27 protein-coding genes are annotated in these 26,136 nt (G+C 60.6%); 24 read left to right on the plus strand and 3 right to left on the minus strand.

From position 1 onward, the window contains the following. Positions 1-349 precede the first annotated feature (349 nt). Positions 350-508, minus strand: a complete 159-nt coding sequence (locus tag B9Z48_RS21665; RefSeq protein ID WP_199233505.1) for a hypothetical protein — start codon at positions 506-508, stop codon at positions 350-352. Positions 509-725: 217 nt separating this feature from the next. Here B9Z48_RS21665 and B9Z48_RS12060 point away from each other — a divergent pair, with 217 nt between their 5' ends. From B9Z48_RS12060 to B9Z48_RS12145, 18 genes are all read left to right on the plus strand, one after another. Next, positions 726-1,640: a polyprenyl synthetase family protein gene (locus tag B9Z48_RS12060; RefSeq protein WP_089956606.1), complete on the plus strand. Its 915-nt coding sequence runs from the start codon at positions 726-728 to the stop codon at positions 1,638-1,640. A gap of 32 nt (positions 1,641-1,672) precedes the next feature. Continuing rightward, entirely contained in the window at positions 1,673-2,890 is a 1,218-nt protein-coding gene (locus B9Z48_RS12065; RefSeq protein ID WP_108378694.1) for a methyltransferase, read from the plus strand. A gap of 37 nt (positions 2,891-2,927) precedes the next feature. Further along, a complete protein-coding gene (gene bchC, locus B9Z48_RS12070) occupies positions 2,928-3,881 on the plus strand; it encodes a chlorophyll synthesis pathway protein BchC (protein WP_108378696.1) in 954 nt (317 codons plus the stop codon). Further along, entirely contained in the window at positions 3,878-4,882 is a 1,005-nt protein-coding gene (locus B9Z48_RS12075; RefSeq protein WP_108378698.1) for a chlorophyllide a reductase iron protein subunit X, read from the plus strand. The genes bchC and B9Z48_RS12075 overlap by 4 nt, the downstream gene beginning before the upstream one ends. A 30-nt stretch (positions 4,883-4,912) precedes the next feature. Further along, entirely contained in the window at positions 4,913-6,466 is a 1,554-nt protein-coding gene (bchY, locus tag B9Z48_RS12080) for a chlorophyllide a reductase subunit Y (RefSeq protein ID WP_108378700.1), read from the plus strand. Further along, positions 6,463-7,989: a chlorophyllide a reductase subunit Z gene (gene bchZ, locus B9Z48_RS12085; protein WP_089956619.1), complete on the plus strand. Its 1,527-nt coding sequence runs from the start codon at positions 6,463-6,465 to the stop codon at positions 7,987-7,989. The genes bchY and bchZ overlap by 4 nt, the downstream gene beginning before the upstream one ends. Positions 7,990-8,129: 140 nt before the next feature. Next, positions 8,130-8,273 carry a light-harvesting antenna LH1, beta subunit gene (gene pufB, locus B9Z48_RS12090; protein WP_019425952.1) on the plus strand — a complete coding sequence of 48 codons (144 nt, stop codon included), beginning with the start codon at positions 8,130-8,132 and terminating at the stop codon, positions 8,271-8,273. A 44-nt stretch (positions 8,274-8,317) separates the two neighbouring features. Further along, entirely contained in the window at positions 8,318-8,542 is a 225-nt protein-coding gene (locus B9Z48_RS12095; protein ID WP_089956622.1) for a hypothetical protein, read from the plus strand. Between the two features lie 10 nt (positions 8,543-8,552). Further along, positions 8,553-8,762, plus strand: a complete 210-nt coding sequence (pufA, locus tag B9Z48_RS12100; RefSeq protein ID WP_053168888.1) for a light-harvesting antenna LH1, alpha subunit — start codon at positions 8,553-8,555, stop codon at positions 8,760-8,762. An 84-nt stretch (positions 8,763-8,846) separates the two neighbouring features. Then, positions 8,847-9,683, plus strand: coding sequence for a photosynthetic reaction center subunit L (gene pufL, locus B9Z48_RS12105; RefSeq protein ID WP_089956626.1), 837 nt, complete (start codon positions 8,847-8,849; stop codon positions 9,681-9,683). A 47-nt stretch (positions 9,684-9,730) separates the two neighbouring features. Next, a complete protein-coding gene (pufM, locus tag B9Z48_RS12110) occupies positions 9,731-10,708 on the plus strand; it encodes a photosynthetic reaction center subunit M (protein ID WP_089956629.1) in 978 nt (325 codons plus the stop codon). Then, entirely contained in the window at positions 10,705-11,766 is a 1,062-nt protein-coding gene (pufC, locus tag B9Z48_RS12115; RefSeq protein WP_228769183.1) for a photosynthetic reaction center cytochrome PufC, read from the plus strand. The genes pufM and pufC overlap by 4 nt, the downstream gene beginning before the upstream one ends. 36 nt (positions 11,767-11,802) lie before the next feature. Next, positions 11,803-12,630: a hypothetical protein gene (locus tag B9Z48_RS12120; protein ID WP_233261104.1), complete on the plus strand. Its 828-nt coding sequence runs from the start codon at positions 11,803-11,805 to the stop codon at positions 12,628-12,630. Beyond that, positions 12,623-14,155, plus strand: coding sequence for a 1-hydroxycarotenoid 3,4-desaturase CrtD (crtD, locus tag B9Z48_RS12125; RefSeq protein WP_108378702.1), 1,533 nt, complete (start codon positions 12,623-12,625; stop codon positions 14,153-14,155). Before B9Z48_RS12120 ends, crtD begins: the two co-directional genes overlap by 8 nt. Further along, on the plus strand, positions 14,152-15,015 hold the full coding sequence (locus tag B9Z48_RS12130) for a carotenoid 1,2-hydratase (protein ID WP_108378704.1): 864 nt from the start codon (positions 14,152-14,154) through the stop codon (positions 15,013-15,015). The genes crtD and B9Z48_RS12130 overlap by 4 nt, the downstream gene beginning before the upstream one ends. Before the next feature lie 138 nt (positions 15,016-15,153). Then, on the plus strand, positions 15,154-15,306 hold the full coding sequence (gene pufB, locus B9Z48_RS12135) for a light-harvesting antenna LH1, beta subunit (protein WP_089956637.1): 153 nt from the start codon (positions 15,154-15,156) through the stop codon (positions 15,304-15,306). A gap of 13 nt (positions 15,307-15,319) precedes the next feature. Next, positions 15,320-15,514 (plus strand): light-harvesting protein, encoded by a 195-nt coding sequence (locus B9Z48_RS12140; RefSeq protein WP_108378706.1) that lies wholly within the window; start codon positions 15,320-15,322, stop codon positions 15,512-15,514. A gap of 51 nt (positions 15,515-15,565) precedes the next feature. Next, a complete protein-coding gene (locus tag B9Z48_RS12145) occupies positions 15,566-16,951 on the plus strand; it encodes a PucC family protein (RefSeq protein ID WP_089956643.1) in 1,386 nt (461 codons plus the stop codon). A gap of 679 nt (positions 16,952-17,630) precedes the next feature. Here the strand turns inward: B9Z48_RS12145 and B9Z48_RS12150 are convergent. Beyond that, positions 17,631-18,278, minus strand: a complete 648-nt coding sequence (locus B9Z48_RS12150) for a LysE/ArgO family amino acid transporter (protein ID WP_108378708.1) — start codon at positions 18,276-18,278, stop codon at positions 17,631-17,633. Positions 18,279-18,353: 75 nt separating this feature from the next. Here B9Z48_RS12150 and B9Z48_RS12155 point away from each other — a divergent pair, with 75 nt between their 5' ends. After that, a complete protein-coding gene (locus B9Z48_RS12155; protein WP_108378710.1) occupies positions 18,354-19,247 on the plus strand; it encodes a LysR family transcriptional regulator ArgP in 894 nt (297 codons plus the stop codon). 14 nt (positions 19,248-19,261) lie between these two features. Here B9Z48_RS12155 and B9Z48_RS12160 read toward each other — a convergent pair whose 3' ends face one another. After that, a complete protein-coding gene (locus B9Z48_RS12160) occupies positions 19,262-20,014 on the minus strand; it encodes an aspartate/glutamate racemase family protein (RefSeq protein ID WP_108378712.1) in 753 nt (250 codons plus the stop codon). Between the two features lie 444 nt (positions 20,015-20,458). On the opposite strand from B9Z48_RS12160, the gene B9Z48_RS12165 reads away from it, so the two are divergent. The 5 genes from B9Z48_RS12165 to B9Z48_RS12185 all read left to right on the plus strand — a co-directional run bounded on the left by B9Z48_RS12165 (position 20,459) and on the right by B9Z48_RS12185 (position 26,133). Then, positions 20,459-22,075, plus strand: coding sequence for an ABC transporter substrate-binding protein (locus tag B9Z48_RS12165; RefSeq protein WP_089957001.1), 1,617 nt, complete (start codon positions 20,459-20,461; stop codon positions 22,073-22,075). A gap of 101 nt (positions 22,076-22,176) precedes the next feature. Next, the gene (locus B9Z48_RS12170; RefSeq protein ID WP_089956653.1) at positions 22,177-23,130 is read left to right on the plus strand and encodes an ABC transporter permease; all 954 of its coding nucleotides are present in this window, start codon (positions 22,177-22,179) and stop codon (positions 23,128-23,130) included. Between the two features lie 21 nt (positions 23,131-23,151). Continuing rightward, positions 23,152-24,045, plus strand: a complete 894-nt coding sequence (locus B9Z48_RS12175) for an ABC transporter permease (RefSeq protein ID WP_194944688.1) — start codon at positions 23,152-23,154, stop codon at positions 24,043-24,045. A gap of 7 nt (positions 24,046-24,052) precedes the next feature. After that, positions 24,053-25,114, plus strand: a complete 1,062-nt coding sequence (locus B9Z48_RS12180; protein WP_199233506.1) for an ABC transporter ATP-binding protein — start codon at positions 24,053-24,055, stop codon at positions 25,112-25,114. Continuing rightward, positions 25,111-26,133: an ABC transporter ATP-binding protein gene (locus B9Z48_RS12185; RefSeq protein ID WP_108378714.1), complete on the plus strand. Its 1,023-nt coding sequence runs from the start codon at positions 25,111-25,113 to the stop codon at positions 26,131-26,133. Before B9Z48_RS12180 ends, B9Z48_RS12185 begins: the two co-directional genes overlap by 4 nt. Positions 26,134-26,136: the final 3 nt, after the last annotated feature.

A 26,136-nucleotide genomic window follows, 5' to 3' on the forward strand; every position in this document is an offset into this window, starting at 1 on the left:
GACGTAAATATCGTTAAACTGTTTCATGACCTGCCTCCTGAGTTGTGGCACTGAGTTGATAAAGGTTTCACACCCATTAACTTAACCCACGTTTGTCAGGTGGGCAGGTCATCCATCATGTCTACAAGGGGAGGCCCTGGATTTTGTGGGATCCCCGCCCTCGGGGCGATGGGTGGTGGTTTGCGAGGCTTTTCGCGACGGGGGCGTCGCTCCTACAAGGGGAGGCCCTGCATTTTGTAGGAGCCCCGCCCTCGGGGCGATGGGTGGTGGTTTGCGAGGCTTTTCGCGACGGGGGCGTCGCTCCTACAAAAAAAATCATGGGGCTGGGTCCATGAGTTCATGGCTGTGTCTATTTGTCCAATGGCTCGCGGGTTTGCGCTTCTTGTTGTGCTTTTTCCTGTGCCCGTTGCTGCCGGGTCTTTTCCTGTGCCTTGCGCACGTCGTGCATTTGCCAAAAGGCAAACACGAACACCAGTCCAAAAATGCCCAGCTCCAACCAAATGCCCATGACCCTGCTCCCCATGTGTGACTGACATCCTAGCCGGGAATGACCGTGTCATCGGCCGCACCCGCACTGGACTGCAGCACGAAGGCTGGATGGGCTTGTTTTTCACTCGCCCAAGCGCCCGTTGGGTGTCAACACGGGTTGACATACTCAAAAATCAAGATATATTGACACTCAAGTCTGTCAGCTTGAGTTGACAGGTCTTCCCTCCGGAGGTCCCATGAGTCTGTTGACACGCGCCGAGCAAGCCCTGAGCACACATTTTGAGCAAGCCGCCGGTGTGGGCGCACCGCCTCGTTTGGTCGCCGCCATGCGGCATGCCGTGTTTTCGGGCGGGGCCCGCATACGCCCGCAGTTGTGCATGGCCGTGGCCACCGCCTGTGGTGATGACACGCCCGAGTTGACCAATGCCGCTGCTGTGGCCTTGGAGTTGATGCATTGCGCTTCGCTGGTGCACGACGACATGCCCGCTTTTGACAATGCCGACACCCGACGCGGCCTGCCCACGGTGCACAAGGCTTTCAGCGAACCGCTGGCGCTGTTGGCCGGTGACGGCCTGATCGTCATGGCTTACCGCGTGTTGTTGCAAGCCGGTGCACAGCGCCCCGAGCGTTTGATCGCGCTCATGGACAACATGACATCTGGCGTGGGCCTGCCCCACGGTATCGTGGCCGGGCAAGCCTGGGAGTGCGAGAGCAGCGCTGACCTGGGCCAATACCAGCGTGCCAAGACCGGGGCTTTGTTTGTGTCGGCCACCTGCGCTGGGGCCCTCAGCTGTGGTGTGGCCCCTGAGCCTTGGGCTCACTTGGGCCACTATTTGGGCGAGGCCTACCAAGTGGCCGACGACATCCGCGACGTGATCGCCGACGCCGCCACCTTGGGCAAACCTGCTGGGCAAGACGCATTGCATGCCCGTCCCAGCTCCGCCCAAGCGCTGGGCTTGACTGGGGCGATTGCCCATTTTGACCACCTGATCGACCAAGCTGCGGGGTCGATTCCGGCGTGTTCTTGCCGCGACATGTTGCGCCAGTTGGTGCAGGTGGAGGCCGAGCGCTTGGTGCCCAAAGCCCTGTGCGACGGCTATTTCAAGACCCACCCCGAAGTGGCCGCTGCCCGCATCAGCGCTCCCCATTGAGCGCCCGGACGGCCTCAAACCAAGGAAAAATCATGTCCCAACCTCTGGATTTGGCGGCCGTGCAGGCCCACACCGCTGGCACCTCGATCAAAGATGCCTGGCAAGCCCGTCTGGAGCGCTGGTACGCCCACCCCGGTTTGTACCGCTGGTCGCTCAGCAATCCGCTCACCCGCTGGTTGACCCGCAGGCGCACCCGCAAGCTGTTCGATTTGATGGCCGGGTTTGTGCACAGCCAGGTCTTGCTCGCTTGCGTGCGGCTGGACTTGTTTCGGACATTGCATCAGGCCCCCGCTCATTTGAACGATTTGGCCCATCGCACCGGTCTGGCCCCCGCTGTACTGCAGCGCTTGGTGCTCTCGGCTGTGGCGCTGGGCCTCCTGGAACACCGCAGCCAAGGCCGTTTTGGCCTGGGTCCGCTGGGCGTGCCGCTGGCGCAGCACGAGGGCATTGCCCAAATGATCGAGCACAACCACTTGCTCTACCAAGACATGCAGGACCCGGTGCAGTTTTTGAACAATGCGTGGAGCGGCGGCATGGCCGAGTACTGGCCCTATGCCCATCAGCAAGCTGCACCCGTGGCATCGCCCCAAGCCGAGGTGGACAAGTTCACCCGCTACTCGCAGCTCATGGCGGCTTCGCAGGGCTTTGTGGTGCAAGAGATTTTGTCGTCCTACTTTTTTGATGAGCACCGTTGTGTGCTGGACGTGGGCGCGGGCAAGGGCCGGTTTGTCAGCGAGTTGGCCGCACACGCACCGCACCTGAAATTCAAAATGTTCGACCTGCCGCCCGTGCTGGCGCTGGCCTGTGAAGGCCTGCAGGCCAAAGGTTTGACGGAGCGTGTGGCCCTGCACCCGGGCAGTTTTCTGGACGATCCCTTGCCCGAGGGGGCTGACCTGATCACCTTGGTGCGTGTGGCGCACGACCACCCGGATGTGGTGGTGCGGCAGATCTTGCACAAAGCCTTTGCGGCCTTGCCGGTGGGTGGGGTGTTGTTGTTGGCCGAGCCCATGGCGCAGCCCGAAGACGAAGCTGGACAGCCCAGTGCTTCGGCCGATGCCTACTTTCACTTTTATTTGTTGGCCATGGGAGCAGGGCGCTTGCGCACCCCTCAAGAGCTGCAAACCATGATGCAAGAGGCCGGTTTCACGCATGTCGAGCAAGTGCCCAACGCCATGCCCATCCATGCCCGCATTCTTTTGGGACGTAAATCTCAGTGTTTACCCTCGGTTTCTCAAAAAAGTGTCAATTAACTTTGACATATCTTGATGTAAAGCAAAGAATACAACCATGAGATCCCAAGCCGTCGTCTTCAACAGCCCCAGACACCTGTCCCTGCAGGCCCTGGACTTGCCCGAATTGCAAACCGGCCAGATTGAAGTGGCGGTCGAGTTCAGTGGCATCAGCACCGGCACCGAGCGCATGCTCTGGGACGGCAGCATGCCCCCCTTCCCGGGCATGGGTTACCCCTTGGTTCCGGGCTATGAGACGGTGGGCCGCGTGGTCCGCAGCGCCTCAGACTCGGGACTTCAAGCCGGACAGCGCGTGTTTGTGCCAGGTGCCAATTGCTTCACGGGTGTCAAGAGCCTGTTTGGCGGCGCGGCTTCGCGCTTGGTGGTGACCGAGCAAAAAGTGGTGCCTGTGGCCGATCACCTGGGTGCGCAATCGGTGCTGCTGGCCTTGGCTGCCACGGCGTACCACTCGGTGTCGGGCGGTGGTCAGCAAGACCCGTTTGAAGCCCCCGAACTCATCGTCGGCCACGGTGTCATGGGTCGCCTGTTGGCCCGACTGACTGTTGCTGCCGGCCTGCCTGCACCCACCGTGTGGGAAACCCAAGCCCAGCGTTCTTCAGGGGCCGAGGGCTACACGGTGGTTCAGCCGCAAGACGACCCACGCCGCGACTACCGCACCATTTACGACGTGAGCGGCGACGGCAGCCTGCTCAACAGCCTGATTCAGCGCCTGCGCCCCGGTGGCGAGTTGGTCTTGGCTGGCTTTTACAAACAAGACCTCTCCTTTGCCTACGCCCCGGCCTTCATGCGTGAAGCCCGCATGCGCATCGCCGCCGAGTGGAAGCGCCCCGATTTGCTGGCCGTCAACGAACTGGTCAACACCGGTCGCTTGTCACTGGACGGCCTGATTACCCATACCCAGCCATCGACGCAAGCTGGTTCTGCCTACGAGACTGCCTTCGGAGATGCGAGCTGTCTCAAGATGATCCTTGATTGGAGTGCCACAGCATGAACACAGATACCACCACCCAGCCCATCAAATTTGTTGAAGTGCTGCGCCGCGAGGCCGACGTCGAACCCGACGCCGTCAGCACCACCGAAGTGACCAAAGAGACACAAATCATTGCCATTTATGGCAAAGGCGGCATCGGCAAAAGCTTCACGCTGGCCAACCTGTCTTACATGATGGCGCAGCAGGGCAAAAAAGTGCTGCTGATCGGCTGCGACCCCAAGAGCGACACCACCAGTTTGTTGTTTGGTGGCAAAGCCTGCCCCACCATCATCGAAACGTCATCGCGCCTCAAACTCTCCGGCCAGGCCGTGAGCATTGGCGACGTGTGCTTCAAGCGCGATGGTGTGTTTGCCATGGAATTGGGTGGCCCCGAAGTCGGTCGCGGCTGCGGCGGTCGCGGCATCATCCACGGTTTTGAAACGCTCGAAAAACTCGGTTTCCACGACTGGGGTTTTGACTACGTGCTGCTCGACTTTTTGGGTGACGTGGTGTGCGGCGGCTTTGGTCTGCCCATTGCCCGCGACATGTGCCAAAAGGTGATCGTGGTGGCCAGCAATGACTTGCAGTCGCTGTATGTGGCCAACAACGTGTGCAGTGCGGTGGAGTATTTCCGCAAGCTCGGCGGCAACGTGGGCGTGGCCGGCATGGTCATCAACAAAGACGACGGCACGGGCGAAGCCCAGAGCTTTGCAGCCAATGCGGGCATCCCGGTGCTGGCGGCCATTCCGGCCAACGAAGACATTCGCCGCAAGAGCGCCAGCTACGAAATCATCGGCCGCCCCGACGGCGAGTGGGGTCCGCTGTTTGCTGAGCTGGCCAAGAACGTGGCCGAAGCTCCCCCCATGCGTCCGAAACCCCAAACGCAGGACCAGTTGCTGGGCCTGTTCAGCGCCGACGTGGTCGGGCGCAACGTGGTCCTTGAGCCCGCCACCGTGTTCGACATGGTCGGCAAGCACGAAGACATCAAGCCTTCGCTGGAAGTCGTCTACGACGCGGCCTGAGTTGCCAAGTCACACCCACAGGACACGGCCATGACACGCACCATTCCGATTCACCCCAGCACCGACGCTCCCAACCCCGCAGGGTTGCAAGGCGACGGCATGGGTTGCCACGCCGGCACCGAAGCCATGGTGGCCGCCGCCAAAGAAGCGGGCAAGTCCGAGGTGCTGGACCAGTACGCCCGCGACTATCCGCGCCAACCCGATGCTGGCCCGCACGATCAGCCGCAAAGTATGTGCCCGGCCTTTGGTTCGCTGCGTGTGGGTTTGCGCATGAAGCGCACCGCCACCATCTTGTCAGGCTCGGCCTGCTGTGTGTATGGCCTGACCTTCACTTCCCATTTTTACGGCGCACGCCGCAGCGTGGGCTACGTGCCCTTCAACTCCGAGTCTCTGGTCACCGGCAAGCTGTTTGAAGACATCCGCGAAGCGGTGCACGCCGAGGCCGACCCGAATCAGGTCGACACCGTCATCATCATCAACCTGTGTGTGCCCACGGCCAGCGGTGTGCCGCTGCAGCTGCTGCCCAAAGAGATCAACGGCGTGCGCATCATCGGCATCGACGTGCCCGGTTTTGGCGTGCCGACGCATGCCGAAGCCAAAGACGTGTTGGCCGGAGCGATGCTGAAATACGCCCGCGAAGAAATCATCAGCGGCCCTGTGGCCGCGCCCCGTGCCGGTCGCGGTGACAAGCCCACGGTGGCCTTGCTGGGTGAGATGTTCCCGGCCGATCCGGTCATCATCGGCCAGATGCTCGCTCCCATGGGTCTGGCCGCAGGCCCGGTGGTGCCCACCCGCGAATGGCGCGAGTTGTACGCCGCACTCGACTGCTCGGTCGCTGCCGCCATCCACCCGTTTTACACCGCCAGCGTGCGTGAATTCAAAGCCGCCGGTCGCCCTGTCGTGGGCTCGGCCCCGGTGGGGCTGGAGGGCACACAAGACTGGCTGCAAAACATCGGCCAGGCTGCAGGCATTGCGCAGGCGCAGATCGACGTGGCTCGCAACCAGTCTCTGGCGCAAATGCGTGGCCTCTTGATGCAAAAACCGATTTCGGGCCGCATCACCTTGAGCGGCTACGAAGGCTCCGAGTTGTTGGTGGGCCGTTTGCTGGTCGAGTGTGGAGCCGATCTGCGCTACGTGGGCTCGGCTTGCCCGGCCACGGAGTGGAACGCACAAGACATCGCTTGGCTGCAAGCCAAGGGCGTGCAGGTGCAAATGCGTGCCTCGCTCGAGCAAGACCTCAACGCCATGTACGAATACCGGCCACAGCTGGCCATTGGCACCACCCCGGTGGTGCAGATCGCCAAGCAAAACAGCGTGCCATCGCTCTACTTCACCAACCTGATTTCGGCCCGTCCCTTGATGGGTGTCGCCGGTGCAGGTTCACTGGTGCAGGTGGTGCAGGCCGCCATGGGCAACCAAGCCCGCTTTGACGCCATGAAGTCCTTCTTTGGTGATGTGGGCGCAGGCCACGCCGCAGGCGTGTGGGAGTCGGTGCCCAAAGACCGGCCCGAGTTCAAAGCCGAAACCCGTCGCCAGATTGAAAAGCTCTTGAAAAAGCGCAAAGCCGAGGAGATGGGTTCATGAACCAAGTCACGCCCCCTCCCAGCACCGTGGCCAAACCCAAGTCGCCACTCATCCTCGACCACGACCGCGCAGGCGGTTACTGGGGAGCGGTGTATGTGTTCACCGCCATCAAAGGCTTGCAAGTGGTCATCGACGGCCCGGTGGGCTGCGAAAACCTGCCCGTGACTTCGGTGCTGCATTACACCGACGCTTTGCCGCCGCACGAATTGCCGATTGTGGTGACGGGCCTGGCTGAAGAGCAACTGGGCCGTGAAGGCACCGAAGGCGCCATGAAACGCGCCCACGCCACGCTGGACCCCGAACTGCCCGCTGTGGTGGTGACCGGCTCCATCGCCGAGATGATCGGTGGTGGTGTCACGCCCGAAGGCACCAACATCGCCCGCTTTTTGCCCCGCACCATCGACGAAGACCAGTGGCAATGCGCCAACCGCGCCATGTACTGGTTGTGGAGCGAATACGGTCTGCGCAAAGTGCCTGCCCGCAAACCTTTTGAAGACCGCCCTGTGGGTGAAAAGCCCCGCGTCAACATCATTGGCCCCTGCTACGGCACCTTCAACAGTGCGAGTGACCTGGCCGAAATCCGCCGCTTGGTGCAGGGCATTGGTGCCGACGTCAACATGGTTTTCCCGCTGGGCAGTCACCTGGCCGATGTGTCGCGTCTGGTCGAAGCCGATGTGAACATCTGCATGTACCGCGAGTTCGGGCGCATGCTGTGCGAGGCGCTGGAGCGCCCCTATTTGCAAGCGCCCATCGGGCTGCACAGCACCACCAATTTCCTGCGCAAACTCGGTCAGTTGCTGCACCTGGACCCCGAGCCCTTCATTGAGCGCGAAAAGCACACCACATTGAAGCCCATGTGGGACCTGTGGCGCTCGGTGACCCAAGACTTTTTTGCCACGGCCAGCTTTGCGGTGGTGGCCGGTGAAACGTATTCACGGGGTTTGAAAAACTTCCTCGAAAACGAGATGGGTTTGCCTTGCCGCTTCAGCATCTCGCGCACGGCAGGCACCAAGACCGACAACGTGGCTGTGCGCGAATTGGTCAAAACGCAAACGCCTTTGATCATGTTCGGCAGCTACAACGAGCGCATGTACCTGAGCGAAATCTCAGGCGGCAGCCCCATGCGTGCGGCCTTCATTCCCGCCTCTTTTCCTGGGGCCATCATTCGCCGCCACACCGGCACGCCTTTCATGGGCTACAGCGGTGCAAGCTATGTGATCCAGGAAGTGTGCAACGCGCTGTTTGATGCACTGTTCCACATCTTGCCCCTGGGCACCGACATGGACAAGGCCCCCGCCACCCATGCGCGTGGGGTGGTTGCCCCGAACGCCAGCTGGCAAGACCAGGCCCAGCAGCGCCTGCGCGATGTGGTGCAAAGCCAGCCGGTGCTGGTGCAAATTTCAGCGGCCAAGCGATTGCGTGACCAAGCCGAACAACTCTCGCAGGCCCAGGGCCACAGCGAGGTGACAGAAGCCCATGTGGTCGCGGCCAGCCGCGAACTGGGTCTGGGGGTGGCGGCATGAAGCACACCCCTCTCAACACAACAGCAGGTGCCGCCCCATGCGGCACGGCTTATCCGATGTCGTGGCCTTTGGCTGCGGATGCCCATCTGCGCGGGCTGTGCGCAACCCGGGTCGCAAGGCCTCTTTAAAAGGAGCAAAACATGTCCACCAAGACATCAATTTCCGGACTCACCGATGAGGAAGCCCAGGAGTTCCACCATTACTGGATGCAAGGCACCGTAGGCTTTACAGCAGTTGCTGTTCTGGCCCACATCCTGGTCTGGGCGTGGCGTCCCTGGTTCTGATTCAGAGCCTGTTTTTTCAACCATAGATTGACGGAGTCACTGTCATGCAAAACACAAGCCCATTCAAAGAGGAGCATTCGCGTGCGGATGAATCCCCTGCGTATTGGTCCATCTTCCTCATCGGATTCGGATGTCTGTTTGTGGTCGTCGTACTGGCCAAACTGGTCGGCGTTCACTGGAGAGATCTGCTGCCCGGCGCAGAAGATGCCAAGAGCATGAGCCAAGGTGTGAAAGCTGCGGTGTACACCTTCATGTCCCACATCATTTAGGAGATTCACCATGTGGAGAATTTGGCGACTTTACGACCCTTTGCGTGCCATGGTACTGCAGGGCATTTTCTTGTTTGGCCTGGCCGCGATGATTCACCTCATCTTGCTCAGCACCAACAAATTCAACTGGCTCGACGGCGCGAAAAAACCCGTAGCAGCATCGGCGCAAAACTCGCCGCTGCCCACGGCTGTGGCTTCGCTGGCCGCGCCCAAGTCCTGATCCAGGACTTGCCGTTCAGGTGCCGCCATTGAACCCGTGTCAATGCGGCATCTGTTTATCCACTGAAGGCAGGAGGACCCAACCATGGCCATGCTGAGTTTTGAGAAAAAGTACCGCGTTCGCGGTGGTACCCTGCTGGGTGGTGACTTGTTTGACTTTTGGGTCGGACCCTTTTACGTCGGCTTCTTCGGCGTCACAACCCTGTTCTTTTCGTTCCTGGGCACGGCGCTCATTTTGTGGGGAGCCTCACAAGGCCCGACCTGGAACATTTGGCAAATCAGCATCGCACCGCCTGATTTGTCTTACGGCCTGCGCTTTGCGCCCTTGATGGAAGGCGGCCTGTGGCAGCTCATCACGGTGTGTGCATTGGGCGCTTTTGGCTCGTGGATGATGCGCGAGGTTGAAATCTGCCGCAAGCTGGGCATGGGCTTTCATGTGCCCGTGGCCTTTGGGGTGGCCATCTCGGCGTATTTCACCTTGGTGGTGATTCGCCCTGTGCTCATGGGCGCTTGGGGCCACGGCTTTCCTTATGGCATCTACAGTCACCTCGACTGGGTGTCCAACGTGGGCTACCAGTACCTGCACTTTCACTACAACCCGGCGCACATGATCGCTGTGAGTTTCTTCTTTGCCAGTGTGTTTGCCTTGTCGCTGCACGGCGGTCTGATCTTGTCTTCCACCAACCCCACACCCGGCACCGTGGTCAAGACCCCCGAGCACGAAGACACGTTCTTCCGCGACATCATCGGCTACTCGATCGGCACCTTGGGCATCCACCGTCTGGGTTTATTCATGGCCCTGGCGGCCGTGTTGTTCAGCGCCCTGTGCATCGTGCTCAGCGGTCCCTTCTGGAGCCGTGGCTGGCCCGAGTGGTGGAGCTGGTGGCTGAACATGCCCATCTGGTCCCAGTGGCCCGTCTGATTCGGACTGCACGCAGCACGAACCCCAAGAATTGAGGAGTACCGCAAATGGCCGACTATCAAAACCTGTTCACCACGGTGCAAGCCGTGGGTCCAGTCCACCACGGGGTGGAACTTGGACACGGCAACAGCCCACGCACCGGGCAACCCCTGATCAACTACTGGATCGGTAAATTGGGCAATGCCCAGCTCGGTCCCATCTACCTGGGGGGCCTGGGCCTGGCCTCACTCGTGTTCGGCATGATTGCCTTCACCCTGATCGGCATGAACATGCTGGCCTCGGTCAACTACGACCCGATCCAGTTCGTGCGGCAGTTGTTTTGGCTGTCGCTGGAGCCGCCACCACCGAGCTACGGCCTGAGTTTGCCCCCGCTCAACCAAGGCGGCTGGTTCCTCATCGTGGGTTTGTTCCTCACCGCATCGGTGATGTTCTGGTGGGCCCGCACTTACCGCCGCGCAGTGGAGCTGGGCATGGGCACACACATCGCTTGGGCCTTTGCAGCCGCCATTTGGTTGTTCTTGGTGCTGGGTTTGTTCCGCCCCATCTTGATGGGATCTTGGGGTGAGGCTGTGCCTTACGGCATCTTCTCCCACCTGGACTGGACGGCGGCCTTCTCGCTGCGCTACGGCAACCTGTTCTACAACCCCTTCCACGCGCTGTCCATCGTGTTCCTCTATGGCTCGGCCCTGTTGTTTGCCATGCACGGTGCGACCATTTTGGCGGTGACCCGCTTCGGTGGCGAACGCGAGATCGAACAGATCACCGACCGGGGCACGGCCTCTGAGCGTGCGGCCTTGTTCTGGCGCTGGACCATGGGTTTCAACGCCACCATGGAATCGATTCACCGTTGGGCCTGGTGGTTCGCCGTCCTGTGCCCCATCACTGGCGGTATCGGCATCTTGCTGACCGGCACCGTGGTCGACAACTGGTACCTCTGGGCCATCAAGCATGGCGTGGCGCCACCGTACCCCGAAATTTTTCCAGCGATGGCTGACCCCGCGCTGAGCACAGGAGTCAAGCCATGAACCCGAACACCACACACTCTCCCCGTTGGATGAGCCGCATGGCCAAAGGTCTGGGCCTGGCACTGGTCGGCCTCGTGCTGGCCGGCTGCGAACGCCCGATTCCTGAGACGGTGCAAAGCGGTTACCGTGGCACCGGCATGGTTCAGGTTTACAACGCCCGTTTGCTCGAAGTCAAAACCGAAAAGAACCAGCCTCCTGTGGCGATCCCTTCGGCTGGATCTGACGGGCCCAAAGCTTCACAGGTGTACAAAAACGTCAAAGTTTTGGGTGACCTCAGTGTGGGCGACTTCAACCGCCTGATGGTCTCGATGACCAGCTGGGTCGCTCCCAACGAAGGTTGTGCTTATTGCCACGCCTTGCCCAACTTTCAAGACGACACCAAGTACACCAAGGTGGTGGCGCGGCGCATGGTCGAGATGACCCAACACATCAACGCCGACTGGCAGCCGCATGTGGCCAAAACCGGGGTGACTTGCTACACCTGCCATCGCGGTGAACCCGTGCCCAACGCCATTTGGTTCAAAGCCGATCCACAGCCTTATGGTTCGAATTTCATCGGCGACAAGACCGGACAGAACAGCCCCTCACCGGTGGTCAATTTGTCTTCCTTGCCCAACGACCCCTTCACCCCGTTCTTGTTGGGCGACCAGAAGATCCGTGTCAACGGCTCCACGGCTTTGCCATCGGGCAACCGCCAGTCGATCAAACAAGCCGAATGGACTTATGGGTTGATGACACACATGTCGACCTCGCTGGGTGTGAACTGCACTTATTGCCACAACACGCAGTCTTTCCAGAATTGGGAAAACAGCCCACCTCAGCGTGTGACGGCCTGGCACGGCATCCGCATGGCGCGTGATCTGAACCTGACCTACATGGAGCCCTTGACCGAAGTCTTCCCGGCGCACCGCAAGGGCCCCATGGGTGACGTGGCCAAGCTCAATTGCGCCACTTGCCACCAAGGTGCTTACAAGCCTTTGAACGGTGCGCCCATGGCCAAAGACTTCCCCGAGTTGCTCAAACCTGCTTTGGCCGCGTCCAAAGTGGCGGCCAAGTAGTCGAACGCATCACCGTCTCTACACTGGACAGCTGTCATGGACCCCACCACCTCTCTTCATGACCCGCTGTCAGGCGTGGTGGTGGTGTTGCTGGCCGACTTTTGTCGCAAGCACCAGGGCTGGGGCTGGTTGCGTCTGGTAGCTGGGGCCACGCCTTACAAAGATGTGCCCGGCCTGACCATGATCAAAGTCATGGGCAGTGGCCATGGCGGGGGCTTCAGCTTGCGGCCCAGTGCCACACACCAAGGCCTGATTTGCACTTTCAGCCATCTGGATTTGGCCTTGCGTTTTCTGGACAGCCCCTTTGTCCAGGCCTACCAAAGCCGTGCCCGTGAGTGCTGGTCGGGTGTGTTGACGGTGCAGTCGGCACGCGGGCAATGGGACAAGCAAGCTTGGCAAGCCAGCAGCGCAGAAGCTTTGGGTGAGCAGTGGGATCAACAAGCCCAGGCCAAAGGCCCCTTTGCGGTGCTCACGCGTGCCAGCATTGTGCCCACCAAGGCCATGGCCTTTTGGCGTTACGCCCCAGCGGCACAGGCCGACCTGAGTCATGCACCAGGATGTTTGTTGGCCATGGGTTTGGGCGAGGCCCCTTTGGTCAGGCAGTGCACATTCAGCTTGTGGCGGGACACGGCCGCCATGCTGGACTACGCGCACCAAGGGGCGCATCAGGTGGCCAGTGCCGCGGCCTACAAGCACCAGTTTTTTTCAGAGTCGCTGTTTGTGCGCATGCAGGTCTTGCAAATGGCCGGGGTTTGGCAGGGCCAAGCCTACGACTTAAAAACCCCTGTGTTCAGCACGAACGATGTCGTTCCAGTGGCCCAGCCGGCCTTGGATGTCCACACCTTGGAGCCCAGCCATGTCTGAGCACAAAGTGGTCATCATCGGCGCGGGCATGGGCGGTTTGTGCAGTGCCATTGCACTGGCCCACCGCGGGCTGGATGTCACCGTGGTCGAGTCAGCCCATGCACCCGGTGGCAAGGTCCACAGTCGCGAGGTCAACGGCGCACACATCGACAGCGGCCCCACGGTGTTCACCATGCGCTGGGTGTTTGATGCCTTGCTGCGCAGTGTGGGCACCAGTGTTGAGGCCGAGATGCGCATCACACCGCTGCAAGTGCTGGCGCGGCACTTTTGGCCCGATGGCAGCCAGCTCGATTTGTCGGCCAACCCCCAAGAAAGCGAAGCGGCCATTGCCGCTTGGTCTGGCGGTGACGAAGCCCGGCGTTTTGCTGATTTTTGCAAAACCACCCGTCAGCTGTATGCCACGCTCGAAGGCCCCATGATCCGGGCCCAGCGTCCGAGCATGGGTGGTTTCATGGGGGACTTGGGTTTCAAAGGTTTGGGCGTGTTGGCCCAACTCGGTCCCATGCGCAGCCTGTGGCAGCAACTGGGACACCAATTCACGGACCCGCGTTTGCGTCAACTCTTTGCCCGCTACGCCACCTATTGTGGTTCATCGCCATGGCAGTCACCGGCCACCCTGATGCTGATCGCACAAGTCGAGATGGACGGGGTCTGGTCGGTCGAAGGCGGTATGGTGGGCATGGCCCAATCGCTGGCCCGGGTGGCCCGTCGACAAGGGGCGGTGTTCCGCTACCAAAGCACCTGCCAGCGCATCGAAAAGCGCCAGGGCCGCGTGTGTGGTGTGCACCTGCAGTCGGGCGAGTTTTTACCGGCCGACCGCATCATCTTCAATGGCGACGCGTCCGCTTTGCGTCAGGGTTTGCTGGGCGATGAGGTGCGCAGTGCCGTGCCCAAGGCGGCACCTCCGCGATCTTTGTCGGCCTTGACCTGGTCGATGCATGCCCCCGCCGATGGTGTGGCTCTGGACCGGCACAACGTGTTTTTCCAAAGCACCTACGCCAGCGAGTTTGAAGACATCTTTGAACGCCAGCGCCTGCCGCAGCAACCGACGGTTTATGTCTGTGCACAAGACCGACCTGCGGACCTTTTGCCTGGCCAGTCAGAACGCATTTTTTGTTTGGTCAACGCACCCGCCAGCGGTGATGGCAACGCAATCACCGAGGAGGCTTTAGAACAATGCCAAACGAAAACCTTTCAGCACTTGTCTCGCTTGGGTCTGCAGCTGCACCCCACAGCGACCAACAGCTTGCGCACGACACCGCAGGACTTTCATCGGCGTTTTCCGGCCAGCGCGGGAGCCCTGTACGGGCAGGCCACACACGGCTGGACCAGCATCTTCAGCAGACCTGGCTCCACCACACCCCTGAAGGGCCTGTATCTGGCGGGGGGCAGCGTGCATCCTGGGCCGGGGGTTCCGATGGCGGCGCTGTCCGGGCAGCGGGCGGCCGAAGCCGTGATGGCGAGCCTCGCTTCGACCAGCACGTCCCCGATGGAGGCTACCTTTGGTGGTATGTCGACGCCATGAGTGATTGCGGACAACACGGCATCACCCTCATTGCCTTTGTGGGCAGTGTGTTCTCGCCTTATTACGCTTGGGCGCGGCGCAGTGGCCGCGCCAGTCCAGAAAATCATTGCGCCCTGAACGTGGCCATTTACAGCAAAGGCCAAGGCCGCTGGGCCATGACCGAGCGGGGCCAGCGCCACTGCCACCGCAGCGAACGCCAATTCACCATTGGACCGAGTCAACTCAGCTGGGACGGTGACTGCCTGAGCATCGACATCAACGAAGTGTGTGTGCCTTTTCCGCACCGGATTCGGGGTCGCATCAAACTGTGGCCACAGCAACTCTTTGGCTACTCCACACCCTTGGATGTGGCAGGCCAACACCGCTGGGGACCTTTGGCACCGGCTTCGCGCATCGAGGTGGACCTGAGCGCCCCAGACCTGAAATGGCAAGGCCACGCTTACCTCGATTCCAACGAAGGTGACGAGCCGGTAGACCAGGGCTTTTACACCTGGGACTGGTCACGCGCCCGCACCCGCGATGGCTCGACCGTGGTGTTTTACGACATGCAAGCACCCGGCACCGAAGACCGTGTGCTGTCGCTGCGCTTCACACCCAAGGGCACGGTCGAGCCCATCGCCACGCCCCCGGCGCAGCGCCTGTCCAAAACGGCTTGGCGCATTGCCCGGCGCATGCGCAGCGCACACCCTGTGCGGGTGCACGAACAACTCGAAGACACGCCGTTTTACCAGCGTGCCTTGCTTCAATTTGATTACGCAGGCGAGCCCTTGCTCGCCTTCCACGAAACCCTGTCGGTGCCACGCTTGGTGTCACCGGTGGTTCAAGCCATGCTGCCCTGGCGCATGCCAAGGCGGGCTTGAGATGAACAACCTTGAACTTGTCCAGCCCGGCCCAGTGTGCCGACGTGCGAGCGCGTTCAAGGCAACCCCATTTGTGGCCATGGTGGCCATGAATAGCCCTCGTGCGGGCCTTGCACGTTTTCTTCAAGGAGAAAAACTATGTCGAACTCAGACAAAGTCTGGCCAACGGGACTGACCGAGGCCGAATCGGAAGAGATTCACCGCAATCTCATCCAGGGTACGCAAATCTTCGGCATGATTGCCGCATTTGCCCACCTGTTGGCCTTCATCTATTCACCTTGGCTCAAATAAGAGAGGTACTGCCATGATCTATTCGAAAATGTGGTGTGTGGTGAAACCTTCGGTTGGTATTCCAGTGTTCATCGCTGCTGTGGCCGTTGCGTCCTTCAGCGTGCACCTGGCCCTGACCCTGAACACCTCTTGGGTGAAAAACTTCCTCAACGGTGGCACCAAAGTGGTGGCTGCTGCACCTGCGGCCGATGCTGCGGTGAAGAAGTAACGGGTGAACCCCGCCGAACGGCCAAGCGCGAAAGCGCTTGGTCTTTCCTCCATGACCAAAACCAAAAAACCATCTTCTTTGGCGTACACGCTGGCCAGCTTGGGCCCCCGTTTTTTGCCATTCGCCGACGCTGCCAGCGAGGATCTGCCGCTGTCCCGTCTGCTGCGCTTGTCGCTGTTTCAAATTTCTGTCGGCATGGCCATGGTCATGCTGGTGGGCACCCTGAATCGCGTGATGATTGTGGAGCTGCAAGTTCCCGCCACGCTGGTGTCTTTGATGGTGGCCCTGCCTTTGCTGGTGGCCCCTTTTCGTGCCCTGATCGGTTTTCGCTCGGACAACCACCGCTCGCAACTGGGTTGGCGGCGCGTGCCCTACATCTGGATGGGCAGCTTGCTGCAATTTGGCGGTTTTTCCATCATGCCTTTTGCGCTCTTGGTGCTGGCCGGAGCAGGGCAGTCGAGCCAAGCCCCGGCGTGGGTGGGTTTGGTGGGTGCGGCAGGCGCCTTTGTGTTGGTGGGCATTGGCATGCACACCGTGCAAACGGCAGGTTTGGCCCTGGCCACCGACCTGGCCCCGCCCGAGAGCCAACCCAAAGTGGTGGGCCTCATGTACGTGATGCAACTGCTGGGCATGATCGGCAGCGCCTTGATGCTCGGCCATTTGCTGCGCGACTACAGCCCGGGTCAGCTCATTCGTGTGGTGCAAGCCGTGGCCGTGATGACCCTGGTGCTCAACGTGGTGGCCCTGTGGAAACAAGAGCCGCGCAGCCGTCTGCGCAAACCCGGCACCCCGGTTGACCACACATTCGCACAAGCCTGGCAGCTGTTTTGCCAAGGGCCCAACACCTTGCGTCGTTTGCTCGCGGTGGGGCTGGGCACCATGGCCTTCACCATGGAAGATGTCTTGTTGGAACCTTTTGGTGGCGAGATTTTGAATCTGAGTGTCTCTACCACCACCATGCTCACCGCCACATTGGCATTGGGCGGTTTGATTGGCTTTGCCTGGGCCTCCAAGGTGTTGGGGCGGGGCGGGGACGCCTACCGAATGGCCAGTTGGGGCGCATGGGTCGGTCTGCCCGCTTTTGCAGCAGTGATCGCCTCCGCCCCCTTGATGTCACCGGTTTTGTTTGCGGTGGGTATTTTCTTCATTGGCTTGGGTGCAGGTTTGTTTGCCCACGGCACCCTGACTGCCACCATGCAAATGGCCCCCCCCGAGCAAATTGGTTTGGCCATGGGCGCTTGGGGAGCGGTGCAAGCCACGGCGGCCGGCGTGGGCATGGCCGTTGGGGGTTTGGTACGCGACGGCGTAGCGCTGGGCAGCAGTTCGGTGCTGGGTTACTCGTCCGTCTACGGGCTCGAAATGGTGCTGCTCCTGCTGACCCTTTGGGCTATGGGACCTTTGATCCGCCCTGTGCGGCATTCAGCCAAGTTTGCATAATCTGTTTGTTTTAATCAACTTCACGCATTCACAAGGAATCACCATGCAAACCCATCACGTCCTCATCATCATGTTTGTTGTCTTTGGCTTGTTCATGCTGGCCAACTGGTTCAACCGTCCAAAAGGCCCACGCAAGTGATGTTCAAGGGGTCATGTCCAACCTGGATCTGACCCCCTTTTTCCAGAGACCATGCCTTGCATTTTTGGGGGCCACCATTTTGGGGGCCTTTGCATTTTGTAGGAGCCCCGCCCCCGGGGCGATGGGTTGTGGTCTGCGAGGCTTTTCGCGTCGAGGGCGTCGCTCCTACAGAGACCATGTCTTGTATTTTTGGCGGCCACCTTTTTGGGAAGCTTTGCATTTTGTAGGAGCCCCGCCCCCGGGGCGATGGGTGGTGGTCTGCATGGCAGATCGCGACGAGGGCGTCGCTCCTACAGAGACCATGCCTTGCATTTTTGGCGGCCACCATTTTGGGGGGCTTTGCATTTTGTAGGAGCCCCGCCCTCGGGGCGATGGGTGGTGGTCTGCAAGGCTTTTCGCGACGAGGGCGTCGCTCCTACATGGGAAATTGCATCTAAGCCCCCCCAATGTGAAATGTCTGCATTGTGTGGTACGAGGGGCATCCGCAGGGCCGCCGCCCTTATCGGGTCAACCAACACCACGCCGCTGCTGCAGCAGGGTTTACAGGCCAGCCCAGACATGGCGCACCAGCAAGGCCGACAGCACCCACATGGTCACACCGATCAGCGCATCCAGCACCTGCCAGGCGCGGGGCTTGGCAAACCAGGGCGCTAACCAGCGTGCCCCAAAGCCCAAGGCGCTGAACCACAGCAAACTGGCTGTGCTGGCCCCAGCCGCAAACCAGCCCTGCAAGGAGGCCGGCTGCTGTGCGCCAATGCTGCCCACCAAGAGCACCGTGTCCAGATACACATGCGGGTTGAGCAAGGTGAACGCCGCCGCTTGGGCCAGCGCCGCCCCTAGACTCAGGCCCTGGCCCGTGCTGGTCACGTCCAGCGTGCTGGCCTGACGCGCGCGCTGCAGCGCCCGCCAGCCATACACAGCCAAAAACGCCGCCCCGCCCAAAGCCAGTGCTCTTGCAAACGCTGGCCGCTCACCCAGCGCTTGCGCCATGCCCATCACGCCCGCCGTGATCAGCACCGCATCGGCCACCGCACAAAACGCCACCACGCTGCCCACATGCTCGCGGCGCAGACCTTGGCGCAACACAAAAGCGTTTTGCGCCCCAATGGCCACGATCAGGCCCAGCCCCAAAACCATGCCCTGCACAAAAACAGGCCATCCCCAATTCAGTGTGTGATTCCAATTCATAGGGCATGAGCTTGTCAGGATTGATTGATTAAGACAAACTGTCTTTCATTAACTGGCTTTAGAAAAACTCATTTCATGCTCGACTATTTTTCTCTGGCCGCATTGGCCTCTGTGGTTCGTGAAGGCAGTTTTGAGCGTGCGGCTCGCGCATTGCACGTCACGCCGTCGGCCGTGTCGCAACGCATTCGGCTGCTGGAAGAGCGGGTGGGTTGTGCCTTGGTGGTGCGCAGTCAGCCCTGCCAGGCCACCGAGACCGGCCGACGCTTGTGCCAGCACATGGACCGTGTGCGTCTGCTGGAGCAGGAATTGCAAGGCGCATTGCCCGGTCTGGCCCCCGAGGGCGTGGCGCGTGTCACGCTGCCCATTGCGGTGAATGCCGACAGCCTGGCCACCTGGTTTGCCCCGGCCCTGACCGCCTTTGCGGCCGATGCACCGGTGTTGATGGCCGTGTCGGTGGACAACGAGGACCACACCACCGAGTGGTTGCGCAGTGGCGCTGTGCTGGCTGCCGTCACAGCCACAGCCCGCCCGGCCACCGGTTGCAACAGCCGCGCCCTGGGTGCCATGCGTTATGTGGCAGCGGCCAGTCCCGATTTTGTGCAGCGCCATTTGGCGCAGGGCGTGACGGCCGGAAGCCTGGCCCATGCACCCAGTTTGGTCTTTAATACCCAAGACGAATTGCAGGCCCGCTGGGTGCGGCGTTTGTGCCACCGACATGTGGAATTGCCCAGACATACCTTGCCCTCCACGCAGGCTTTTGTGCAGGCCTCACTGGCCAGCATGGGCTGGGGCCTGCATCCTTTGACCTTGATTGCGCCGCACCTGCAAAGCGGCGCGTTGCTGGAGCTGGTGCCGGGCACACCCCTGGATGTGCCCTTGTACTGGCAGGAAACCCGCGCAGCTTCTGCCTTGCTCGATGGCTTGAGCCGTGCGGTGCTCAAGGCCGCTCAGGGCAGTTTGATGCCTTGAAGGACGGGCCGTGTTCAGCCGCGTGTGGGGACGCCCATGAAATCTGGCGGCAAGCCCACCCAGGGCGCATAAAAACCATCGTGCTTGGACGGCGCAGCAGGTGCCTGTTGTTGCAGCAAGACTTCCCAGCCGGCCTGGGCACTGTCGATCAGGGGCAGGTCGCAGTGGGCTTGCAGCAACCGGGCGTAACCAGCCAGTCCGGCACCGCCCAAAATGATGCTGGCCACGCCGCTTTGGGCGGCGTTTTGACAAGCTTGACTCAGGCATTCAATGGCCATCTTGGGGTCGGCCTGCAGCGCCGCACCCGTGGGGGCCACCGTCTCGATGTGGCGCAGTTGTGCGCCGTAACCCAAGCTGGTGGCCAGGCGCTGCAGCATGGGCTTCCAGCGCTCGCCACCCGTGACGATGGCAAATGGCCCGTGTGCTGCGGCCTGAATGAACGAGGCTTCGGCCAGTCCCGTCACCGGGCAGCCGCTGGCTTCGCGCAAGGCAAACAAACCCGGGTCGCCAAAGCAGCCAATCAACACACCGTGCAAGGCTTGTTCCGGCGTGCCTCGGTGCGAGGTCCACAGGTCCAGGCAGGCGTGAGCGGCCACGGCATGGCTGGCTTCGCAGGCAATGTAAGGCGCTCCAAATCGGGCGGTCTGCACATCGAGTTGCACGCCCGGCGGCAACTGGGGCAGCAACACGTCACGCAAGCGTTGTGTGGTCAAGGCGTTGGTGTTGGGGTTGATCAACAAATAACGGCGCATTGCGGGGGTGTTCATGCGATGGGTTCCTTTTTTTCAGTGGGGCAAGGGCCGACTTTCTTCCCCGGTTGCAGGCATGCATCGTGCCGGAATGTCGGTGTCAATGTCCGAGGTGACAAGTTGTTTATTGCATACAAAAAAATCGCCAAATTGGGGCGTGATGCGCCATGTGATGACCAGAATGGTGCCAGAAAACATCATTTTTGTGCCTGATTCTGCAGAGTAAATGGACCTTTTTCAAGATTCGCTTCGGCGTGCTGACGACGCAGGCCCTGTCTCCAAGCGGGCACGGTGATTGCATACAAAAAAACTTGCCAGACTCATTTGACGTATGTTAATTTACAGACCTGATCTGTCAGTACTCAAGGTCTGTTGCTCATTTTTCAATCCACTTTTAATGGAGTTTTGATGAAGCGGTCTATCCTTTCCCCACGTTCTTTGCCCGCATCTTGGGCGTTCACCATGGCTGTCGGGATGGGGCTCAGCGCCATCTCCATGGCGGTACAGGCGCAAGAAAAAGTCTTGCGCATTGCCATGACGGCGGCTGACATTCCCCGCACCTTGGGTCAGCCTGACCAAGGCTTTGAGGGCAACCGGTTCACCGGCATCCCGATGTACGACGCCTTGACCCACTGGGACTTGTCCAAAGCCGATGCCCCCAGTGTGGTAGGACCCGGCTTGGCCACTTCATGGACGGTGGGGGCGAGCGACAAAACCAAATGGACTTTCAAGCTGCGCCCCGGCATCAAGTTCCATGACGGATCGGCTGTCAACGCTGATGCCATTGTCTGGAACGTGCGCAAGGTGCTCGACAAAGACGCGGTGCACTTTGACGCCAGCCAGGTGGGCGTGACCGCTTCGCGCATGCCCACACTGCGCAGCGCCCGCAAAATTGACGACCTGACCGTGGAGCTGACCACCAGCGAGCCCGATGCGTTTTTGCCCATCAACCTGACCAATTTGTTCATTGCCTCGCCTGTGCATTGGCAAAAGAAATTTGATGCCGCTGCAGGCGCCACGCCCGCAGACAAATCCAAAGCGGCATGGACCGCCTTTGCCGCAGATGCCTCCGGCTCTGGCCCCTTCAAAATGGCCCGTTTTGTGCCGCGTGAGCGCCTGGAAATGGTGGCCAACAAAACCTATTGGGACCCCAAGCGCATGCCCAAGGTTGACCGCGTGGTGCTGGTCCCCATGCCTGAGGCCAATGCCCGCACCGCTGCTTTGCTCGGTGGCCAGGTCGACTGGATCGAGGCCCCCGCCCCCGACGCCATGCCGCAAATTCGCCAGCGCGGCTTCAAGATCGAAAGCAATGCCCAGCCCCATGTCTGGCCTTGGCAGTTGTCGTTTGCCGAAGGCTCGCCCTGGCTGGACAAGCGGGTGCGCCATGCGGCCAACTTGTGCGTCGACCGTGAGGGCCTGAAAACCCTTTTGGGCGGCATGATGGCCGCCCCCAAAGGCACGGTGCCTCCAGGTCACCCCTGGTGGGGCAACCCCAAATTCGACATCAAGTACGACGTGAATGCGGCCAAGGCCTTGATGACCCAAGCGGGCCACAGCGCCGCCAAACCCCTCAAGGTCAAGGTGCAGATTTCGGCATCGGGCTCAGGCCAGATGCAGCCCTTGCCCATGAACGAGTTTGTTCAGCAGTCGCTCAAGCAGTGCTTCTTTGATGTGCAGTTTGACGTGATCGAGTGGAACACCTTGTTCACCAACTGGCGTCGTGGGGCCAAAGACCCCTCGGCCAACGGTGCGCACGCCATCAACGTGAGCTACTCCGCCATGGATCCCTTCTTTGGCATGGTGCGCTTCACCAGCATGGGCACCTTCCCACCGGTGTCCAACAACTGGGGTTTATTTGGCAACCCCGAGTTTGAAAAGCTCAATGCCGAAGCCCGCACGCAGTTTGATGACAAAAAACGCGACGAAGCGCTGGCCAAGTTGCACGCCCGCATTGTCGAAGAAGCACCTTTCGTCTGGATTGCCCACGACGTGGGACCGCGTGCCATGAGCGCGAAGGTCAAGGGCTTTGTGCAGCCGCGCAGCTGGTTTGTCGATTTGGCTCCGGTGTCGATGGACTGATGGTTCAGGTGTGGGCCTTGGGGCCCACACCCCTGGGTGTGCAGTCAAGTTGTTCATGACCTGACAGCACACTTTTTAAATTGCAGTTTTGGAGTGATGGCATGCTCGGCTTTTTGTTGCGGCGTCTGATTTATTCCCTGCCCATCATGCTGGGGGTGGCGCTGGTTTGTTTTGGCTTGGTGCACCTGGCACCGGGCGATCCTCTCGTGTCGATTTTGCCGCCCGATGCCTCGGCCGACTTGCAAGCGCAGTTGATCGAGTTGTACGGCTTTAACCGCTCGTATCCCGAGCAATTTGTGACCTGGGTCTGGCGTGCCTTGCAGGGTGATTTGGGCACCTCCATTGCCAGCAACCGCCCCGTGGCGGCCGAGGTCATGACCGCCGTGGGCAACACCTTGCGACTGGCCATGCTGGCCACCCTGATCGGCTTTGTGCTGGGCAGTTTGTTTGGTTTTGTGGCCGGGTATTTCCAAAACTCCTGGCTGGACAAGTTCGCTTCTTTGCTGTCTGTGCTGGGGGTCAGCGTCCCGCACTACTGGCTGGGCATGGTCTTGGTGATTGTGTTTTCGTCCATCCTCATGTGGCTGCCGCCCGGTGGTGCAGGGCCTGGGGGGTCCAGCCAATGGGTTTGGGATTGGGAGCACGTCAAACACATGCTCTTGCCGGCCATCACCATGAGCGTGATCCCGATGGGCATCATCTCGCGCACGGTGCGGGCCTTGGTGGCCGACATCCTGGCGCAAGAGTTCATCGTCGGTTTGCGTGCCAAGGGACTCACCAATTTGGGTATTTTTTGGCATGTCGTCAAAAATGCCGCCCCCACGGCCTTGGCGGTGATGGGCTTGCAACTGGGTTATCTGCTCGGCGGATCGATCCTGATCGAGACGGTTTTTTCATGGCCTGGCACCGGCTTCTTGCTCAACTCGGCCATCTTCCAGCGCGACTTGCCTTTGCTGCAAGGCACGATCTTGGTGCTGGCCATGTTTTTTGTGGTGCTCAACCTCATCGTGGATGTGATCCAGACCTTGCTGGACCCTCGCATTGCACGCGCTTGATCTCGACCTCAAGGAATTGACATGACTTCATTGAATGCGGCCGCCAGCCCGGTGCTACCGCTGGTGTATGAGCGCTCTGCCGGTTATTGGGAAACCGTGGGGCGTCGTTTTTTGCGCGACAAAGTGGCCGTGGGTGCTGCTTTGGTGGTGCTGTTTTTGATGGTGCTGGCTGTCTTAGGGCCTTGGCTGGCCCCCATGGACCCCTACCAGTCGTCCATGCTCAAACGCCTCAAGCCCATTGGCTTTGAAGGGCACCCCTTGGGCACCGACGAGTTGGGCCGCGACATGCTCACCCGATTGATGGTGGGGGCCAAGCTGTCCTTGTTCATGGGCATCACCCCGGTGATTTGCGCCTTTGTCATCGGCTCGCTGATCGGCATCACCGCCGGTTACACCGGGGGCTGGGTCAACAGCGTGATGATGCGCACCATCGACGTTTTTTACGCCTTTCCCTCGGTGTTGCTGGCCATCGCTTTGTCGGGCGCTTTGGGGGCGGGCATCACCAACTCCCTGATTTCCTTGACGATTGTGTTCATCCCGCCGCTGGCGCGGGTGGCCGAGAGCGTGACCACACAAATTCGGGGGCGTGATTTTGTCGAGGCAGCCCGGGCTTCGGGTGCGTCGGCTTTCACCATCGTGCGGGTGCATGTGCTGGGCAATGTGCTGGGGCCGATTTTTGTGTACGCCACGAGTCTGATCGCGGTGTCCATGATCCTGGCCTCGGGTCTGAGCTTTTTGGGTCTGGGCGTCAAACCCCCCGAGCCGGAATGGGGCCTGATGCTCAACACCTTGCGCACCGCCATTTACACGCAACCCTGGATTGCCGCTTTGCCCGGGGCGATGATTTTCATGACATCGATTGCTTTTAACCTTCTGGCCGACGGCTTGCGCTCGGCCATGGAAATCAAACAGTGAGGTCCGAATGACAATGGCCAATGATGAGGCGGGTGGAACCAGTCAGCCAATGCTCTCGGTGCGTGGCTTGGTCAAGCACTTCCCGCTCAAGAAAGACCTGTTGGGGCGCGGCGCGGGTGTGGTTCGCGCCGTCGATGGGGTGAGCTTTGACGTGTTCAAGGGTGAGACCTTGGGCGTGGTGGGCGAGTCCGGTTGCGGCAAATCCACCACTGCACGTTTGCTCATGCAGCTGATCACGCCCGACCAAGGCGAGCTGGTGTTTGACGGCCAGACGGTGGGCAGCAAGTCGCTGCCCCTGAAGGACTACCGTCGCCAGGCCCAAATGGTGTTTCAAGACAGCTACGCTTCTTTGAACCCACGCTTGACCATGGAAGACTCGATCGCGTTTGCCCCCATGGTCCACGGACTGCCCGAGCGCGAGGCCATCGACCGGGCGCGTGACTTGCTCGAACGGGTGGGCTTGGCCCCGCAGCGCTTTGCCGAGCGTTACCCGCATGAGTTGTCGGGCGGGCAAAGGCAGCGTGTCAACATTGCCCGGGCTTTGGCCTTGCAGTCGCGTTTGATCATTTTGGACGAGGCGGTCTCTGCCTTGGACAAGTCGGTGGAAGCGCAGGTGCTGAACCTCTTGCTGGACTTGAAAGAGTCGTTTGGCCTGACCTACATCTTCATCAGCCACGACCTGAATGTGGTGCGTTACATGAGCGACCGGGTCATGGTGATGTACCTGGGCCAAGTGGTGGAAGTGGGCGACAGTGAAACGCTGTTCAAGCATGCCGCCCACCCCTACACCCAAGCCTTGCTCTCGTCCATTCCGACACTGGACCCGGATCGGCGCACCGAAACTCCCCCCTTGGCGGGCGACCCACCCAACCCCATCAACCCGCCCAGCGGCTGCCGTTTTCACACCCGTTGTGTGCACGCCCAAGCCATTTGCAGCGAAAAAATGCCGGTGCTGGCCCAAGCCCAGCACGGCCAGCAAGTGGCCTGCTGGATGCACGTCGCTGGCGCAGCGCACACCGGTGCACCCGCATTGCAAAGCACGGTCAAACCTTCGGAGGTTGCGGCATGAAACCGGACACTTCAACACCCGCCTATGTGGACATCCGCCAGCTGCATGTCACCTTCACCGGTGGCAAAAAACCCGTTCAGGCCGTCTCGGGCGTGGACTTGCGTGTGCAGCGCGGCGAAGTGGTCGCCCTGATTGGCGAGTCAGGCTCTGGCAAAAGCGTCACCTTGCGCACCATCCTGCGTCTGCATGCTGAAAAGAAAACCCAAATCACGGGGCAAATCCGGGTGGGTGATCAGGATGTGCTCACGCTGTCGCAAGACCAGCTCAGCCGCTTCCGTGGGCGCGTGGCGTCCATGATTTTTCAAGAGCCCTTGCTGGCGCTGGACCCGGTTTACAGCGTGGGGCAGCAAATTATTGAAACCATCCGCCGTCACGAAAATGTGAGCGAGGACCAAGCCAGACAGCGGGCCTTGGCTTTGTTTGAGCGGGTGCGCATTCCCAGCCCCGAGCGTCGTTTGCAGGCCTATCCCCATGAAATGTCGGGCGGCATGCGCCAACGCGCCATGATTGCCTTGTCTCTGGCTTGCCGCCCGCAGCTCTTGTTGGCCGATGAGCCCACCACCGCGCTCGATGCGACGGTGCAAATCCAGATCTTGCTGCTCTTGCGCGAGCTGCAAAAAGAGATGGGTTTGTCGGTGATTTTTGTCACCCACGACATCGGTGCTGCGGTCGAGGTGGCCGACCGGATTGCCGTGATGTATGCCGGCCGCATTGTGGAGGAGGGGCCTGCCCGCACCCTGATGCGCGAGCCCCGTCACCCCTACACCCGCGCTTTGCTGCAAAGCCGCGCCGACGGCGCTTTGGCCAAAGGCCAGCGACTGGAAACCATTGCCGGCTCACCGCCAGACTTGACCGACTTGCCCAAGGGCTGTGCCTTTGCCAGCCGGTGCAAGATGGCCGTGCCCGAATGCTCGGTCACACGCCCAGATGTCACCTGGCTGGCCGACGGCCACAGTGTGCGTTGCCTGCTGGTCCAGCCCCAGTCGCAGCCCCAGCCCAATTCTCAAAAAGTGGCCTGAACA

Source organism: Limnohabitans sp. WS1, assembly GCF_003063265.1.
Classification (GTDB): Bacteria; Pseudomonadota; Gammaproteobacteria; order Burkholderiales; family Burkholderiaceae_C; genus Limnohabitans_A.

Coding starts and splice junctions, on each gene's coding strand:
- B9Z48_RS12145 (WP_089956643.1), top strand. CDS start 15,566: ATGACCAAAACCAAAAAACCATCTTCTTTGGCGTACACGCTGGCCAGC.
- B9Z48_RS12065 (WP_108378694.1), top strand. CDS start 1,673: ATGTCCCAACCTCTGGATTTGGCGGCCGTGCAGGCCCACACCGCTGGC.
- pufM (WP_089956629.1), top strand. CDS start 9,731: ATGGCCGACTATCAAAACCTGTTCACCACGGTGCAAGCCGTGGGTCCA.
- B9Z48_RS12060 (WP_089956606.1), top strand. CDS start 726: ATGAGTCTGTTGACACGCGCCGAGCAAGCCCTGAGCACACATTTTGAG.
- B9Z48_RS12165 (WP_089957001.1), top strand. CDS start 20,459: ATGGCTGTCGGGATGGGGCTCAGCGCCATCTCCATGGCGGTACAGGCG.
- B9Z48_RS12175 (WP_194944688.1), top strand. CDS start 23,152: ATGACTTCATTGAATGCGGCCGCCAGCCCGGTGCTACCGCTGGTGTAT.
- B9Z48_RS21665 (WP_199233505.1), bottom strand. CDS start 508: ATGGGCATTTGGTTGGAGCTGGGCATTTTTGGACTGGTGTTCGTGTTT.
- B9Z48_RS12180 (WP_199233506.1), top strand. CDS start 24,053: ATGACAATGGCCAATGATGAGGCGGGTGGAACCAGTCAGCCAATGCTC.
- B9Z48_RS12095 (WP_089956622.1), top strand. CDS start 8,318: ATGCAAAACACAAGCCCATTCAAAGAGGAGCATTCGCGTGCGGATGAA.
- B9Z48_RS12155 (WP_108378710.1), top strand. CDS start 18,354: ATGCTCGACTATTTTTCTCTGGCCGCATTGGCCTCTGTGGTTCGTGAA.
- B9Z48_RS12075 (WP_108378698.1), top strand. CDS start 3,878: ATGAACACAGATACCACCACCCAGCCCATCAAATTTGTTGAAGTGCTG.
- pufB (WP_089956637.1), top strand. CDS start 15,154: ATGTCGAACTCAGACAAAGTCTGGCCAACGGGACTGACCGAGGCCGAA.
- B9Z48_RS12130 (WP_108378704.1), top strand. CDS start 14,152: ATGAGTGATTGCGGACAACACGGCATCACCCTCATTGCCTTTGTGGGC.
- bchZ (WP_089956619.1), top strand. CDS start 6,463: ATGAACCAAGTCACGCCCCCTCCCAGCACCGTGGCCAAACCCAAGTCG.
- bchY (WP_108378700.1), top strand. CDS start 4,913: ATGACACGCACCATTCCGATTCACCCCAGCACCGACGCTCCCAACCCC.
- B9Z48_RS12160 (WP_108378712.1), bottom strand. CDS start 20,014: ATGAACACCCCCGCAATGCGCCGTTATTTGTTGATCAACCCCAACACC.
- B9Z48_RS12150 (WP_108378708.1), bottom strand. CDS start 18,278: ATGAATTGGAATCACACACTGAATTGGGGATGGCCTGTTTTTGTGCAG.
- bchC (WP_108378696.1), top strand. CDS start 2,928: ATGAGATCCCAAGCCGTCGTCTTCAACAGCCCCAGACACCTGTCCCTG.
- B9Z48_RS12140 (WP_108378706.1), top strand. CDS start 15,320: ATGATCTATTCGAAAATGTGGTGTGTGGTGAAACCTTCGGTTGGTATT.
- pufA (WP_053168888.1), top strand. CDS start 8,553: ATGTGGAGAATTTGGCGACTTTACGACCCTTTGCGTGCCATGGTACTG.
- B9Z48_RS12170 (WP_089956653.1), top strand. CDS start 22,177: ATGCTCGGCTTTTTGTTGCGGCGTCTGATTTATTCCCTGCCCATCATG.
- pufC (WP_228769183.1), top strand. CDS start 10,705: ATGAACCCGAACACCACACACTCTCCCCGTTGGATGAGCCGCATGGCC.
- B9Z48_RS12185 (WP_108378714.1), top strand. CDS start 25,111: ATGAAACCGGACACTTCAACACCCGCCTATGTGGACATCCGCCAGCTG.
- crtD (WP_108378702.1), top strand. CDS start 12,623: ATGTCTGAGCACAAAGTGGTCATCATCGGCGCGGGCATGGGCGGTTTG.
- B9Z48_RS12120 (WP_233261104.1), top strand. CDS start 11,803: ATGGACCCCACCACCTCTCTTCATGACCCGCTGTCAGGCGTGGTGGTG.
- pufB (WP_019425952.1), top strand. CDS start 8,130: ATGTCCACCAAGACATCAATTTCCGGACTCACCGATGAGGAAGCCCAG.
- pufL (WP_089956626.1), top strand. CDS start 8,847: ATGGCCATGCTGAGTTTTGAGAAAAAGTACCGCGTTCGCGGTGGTACC.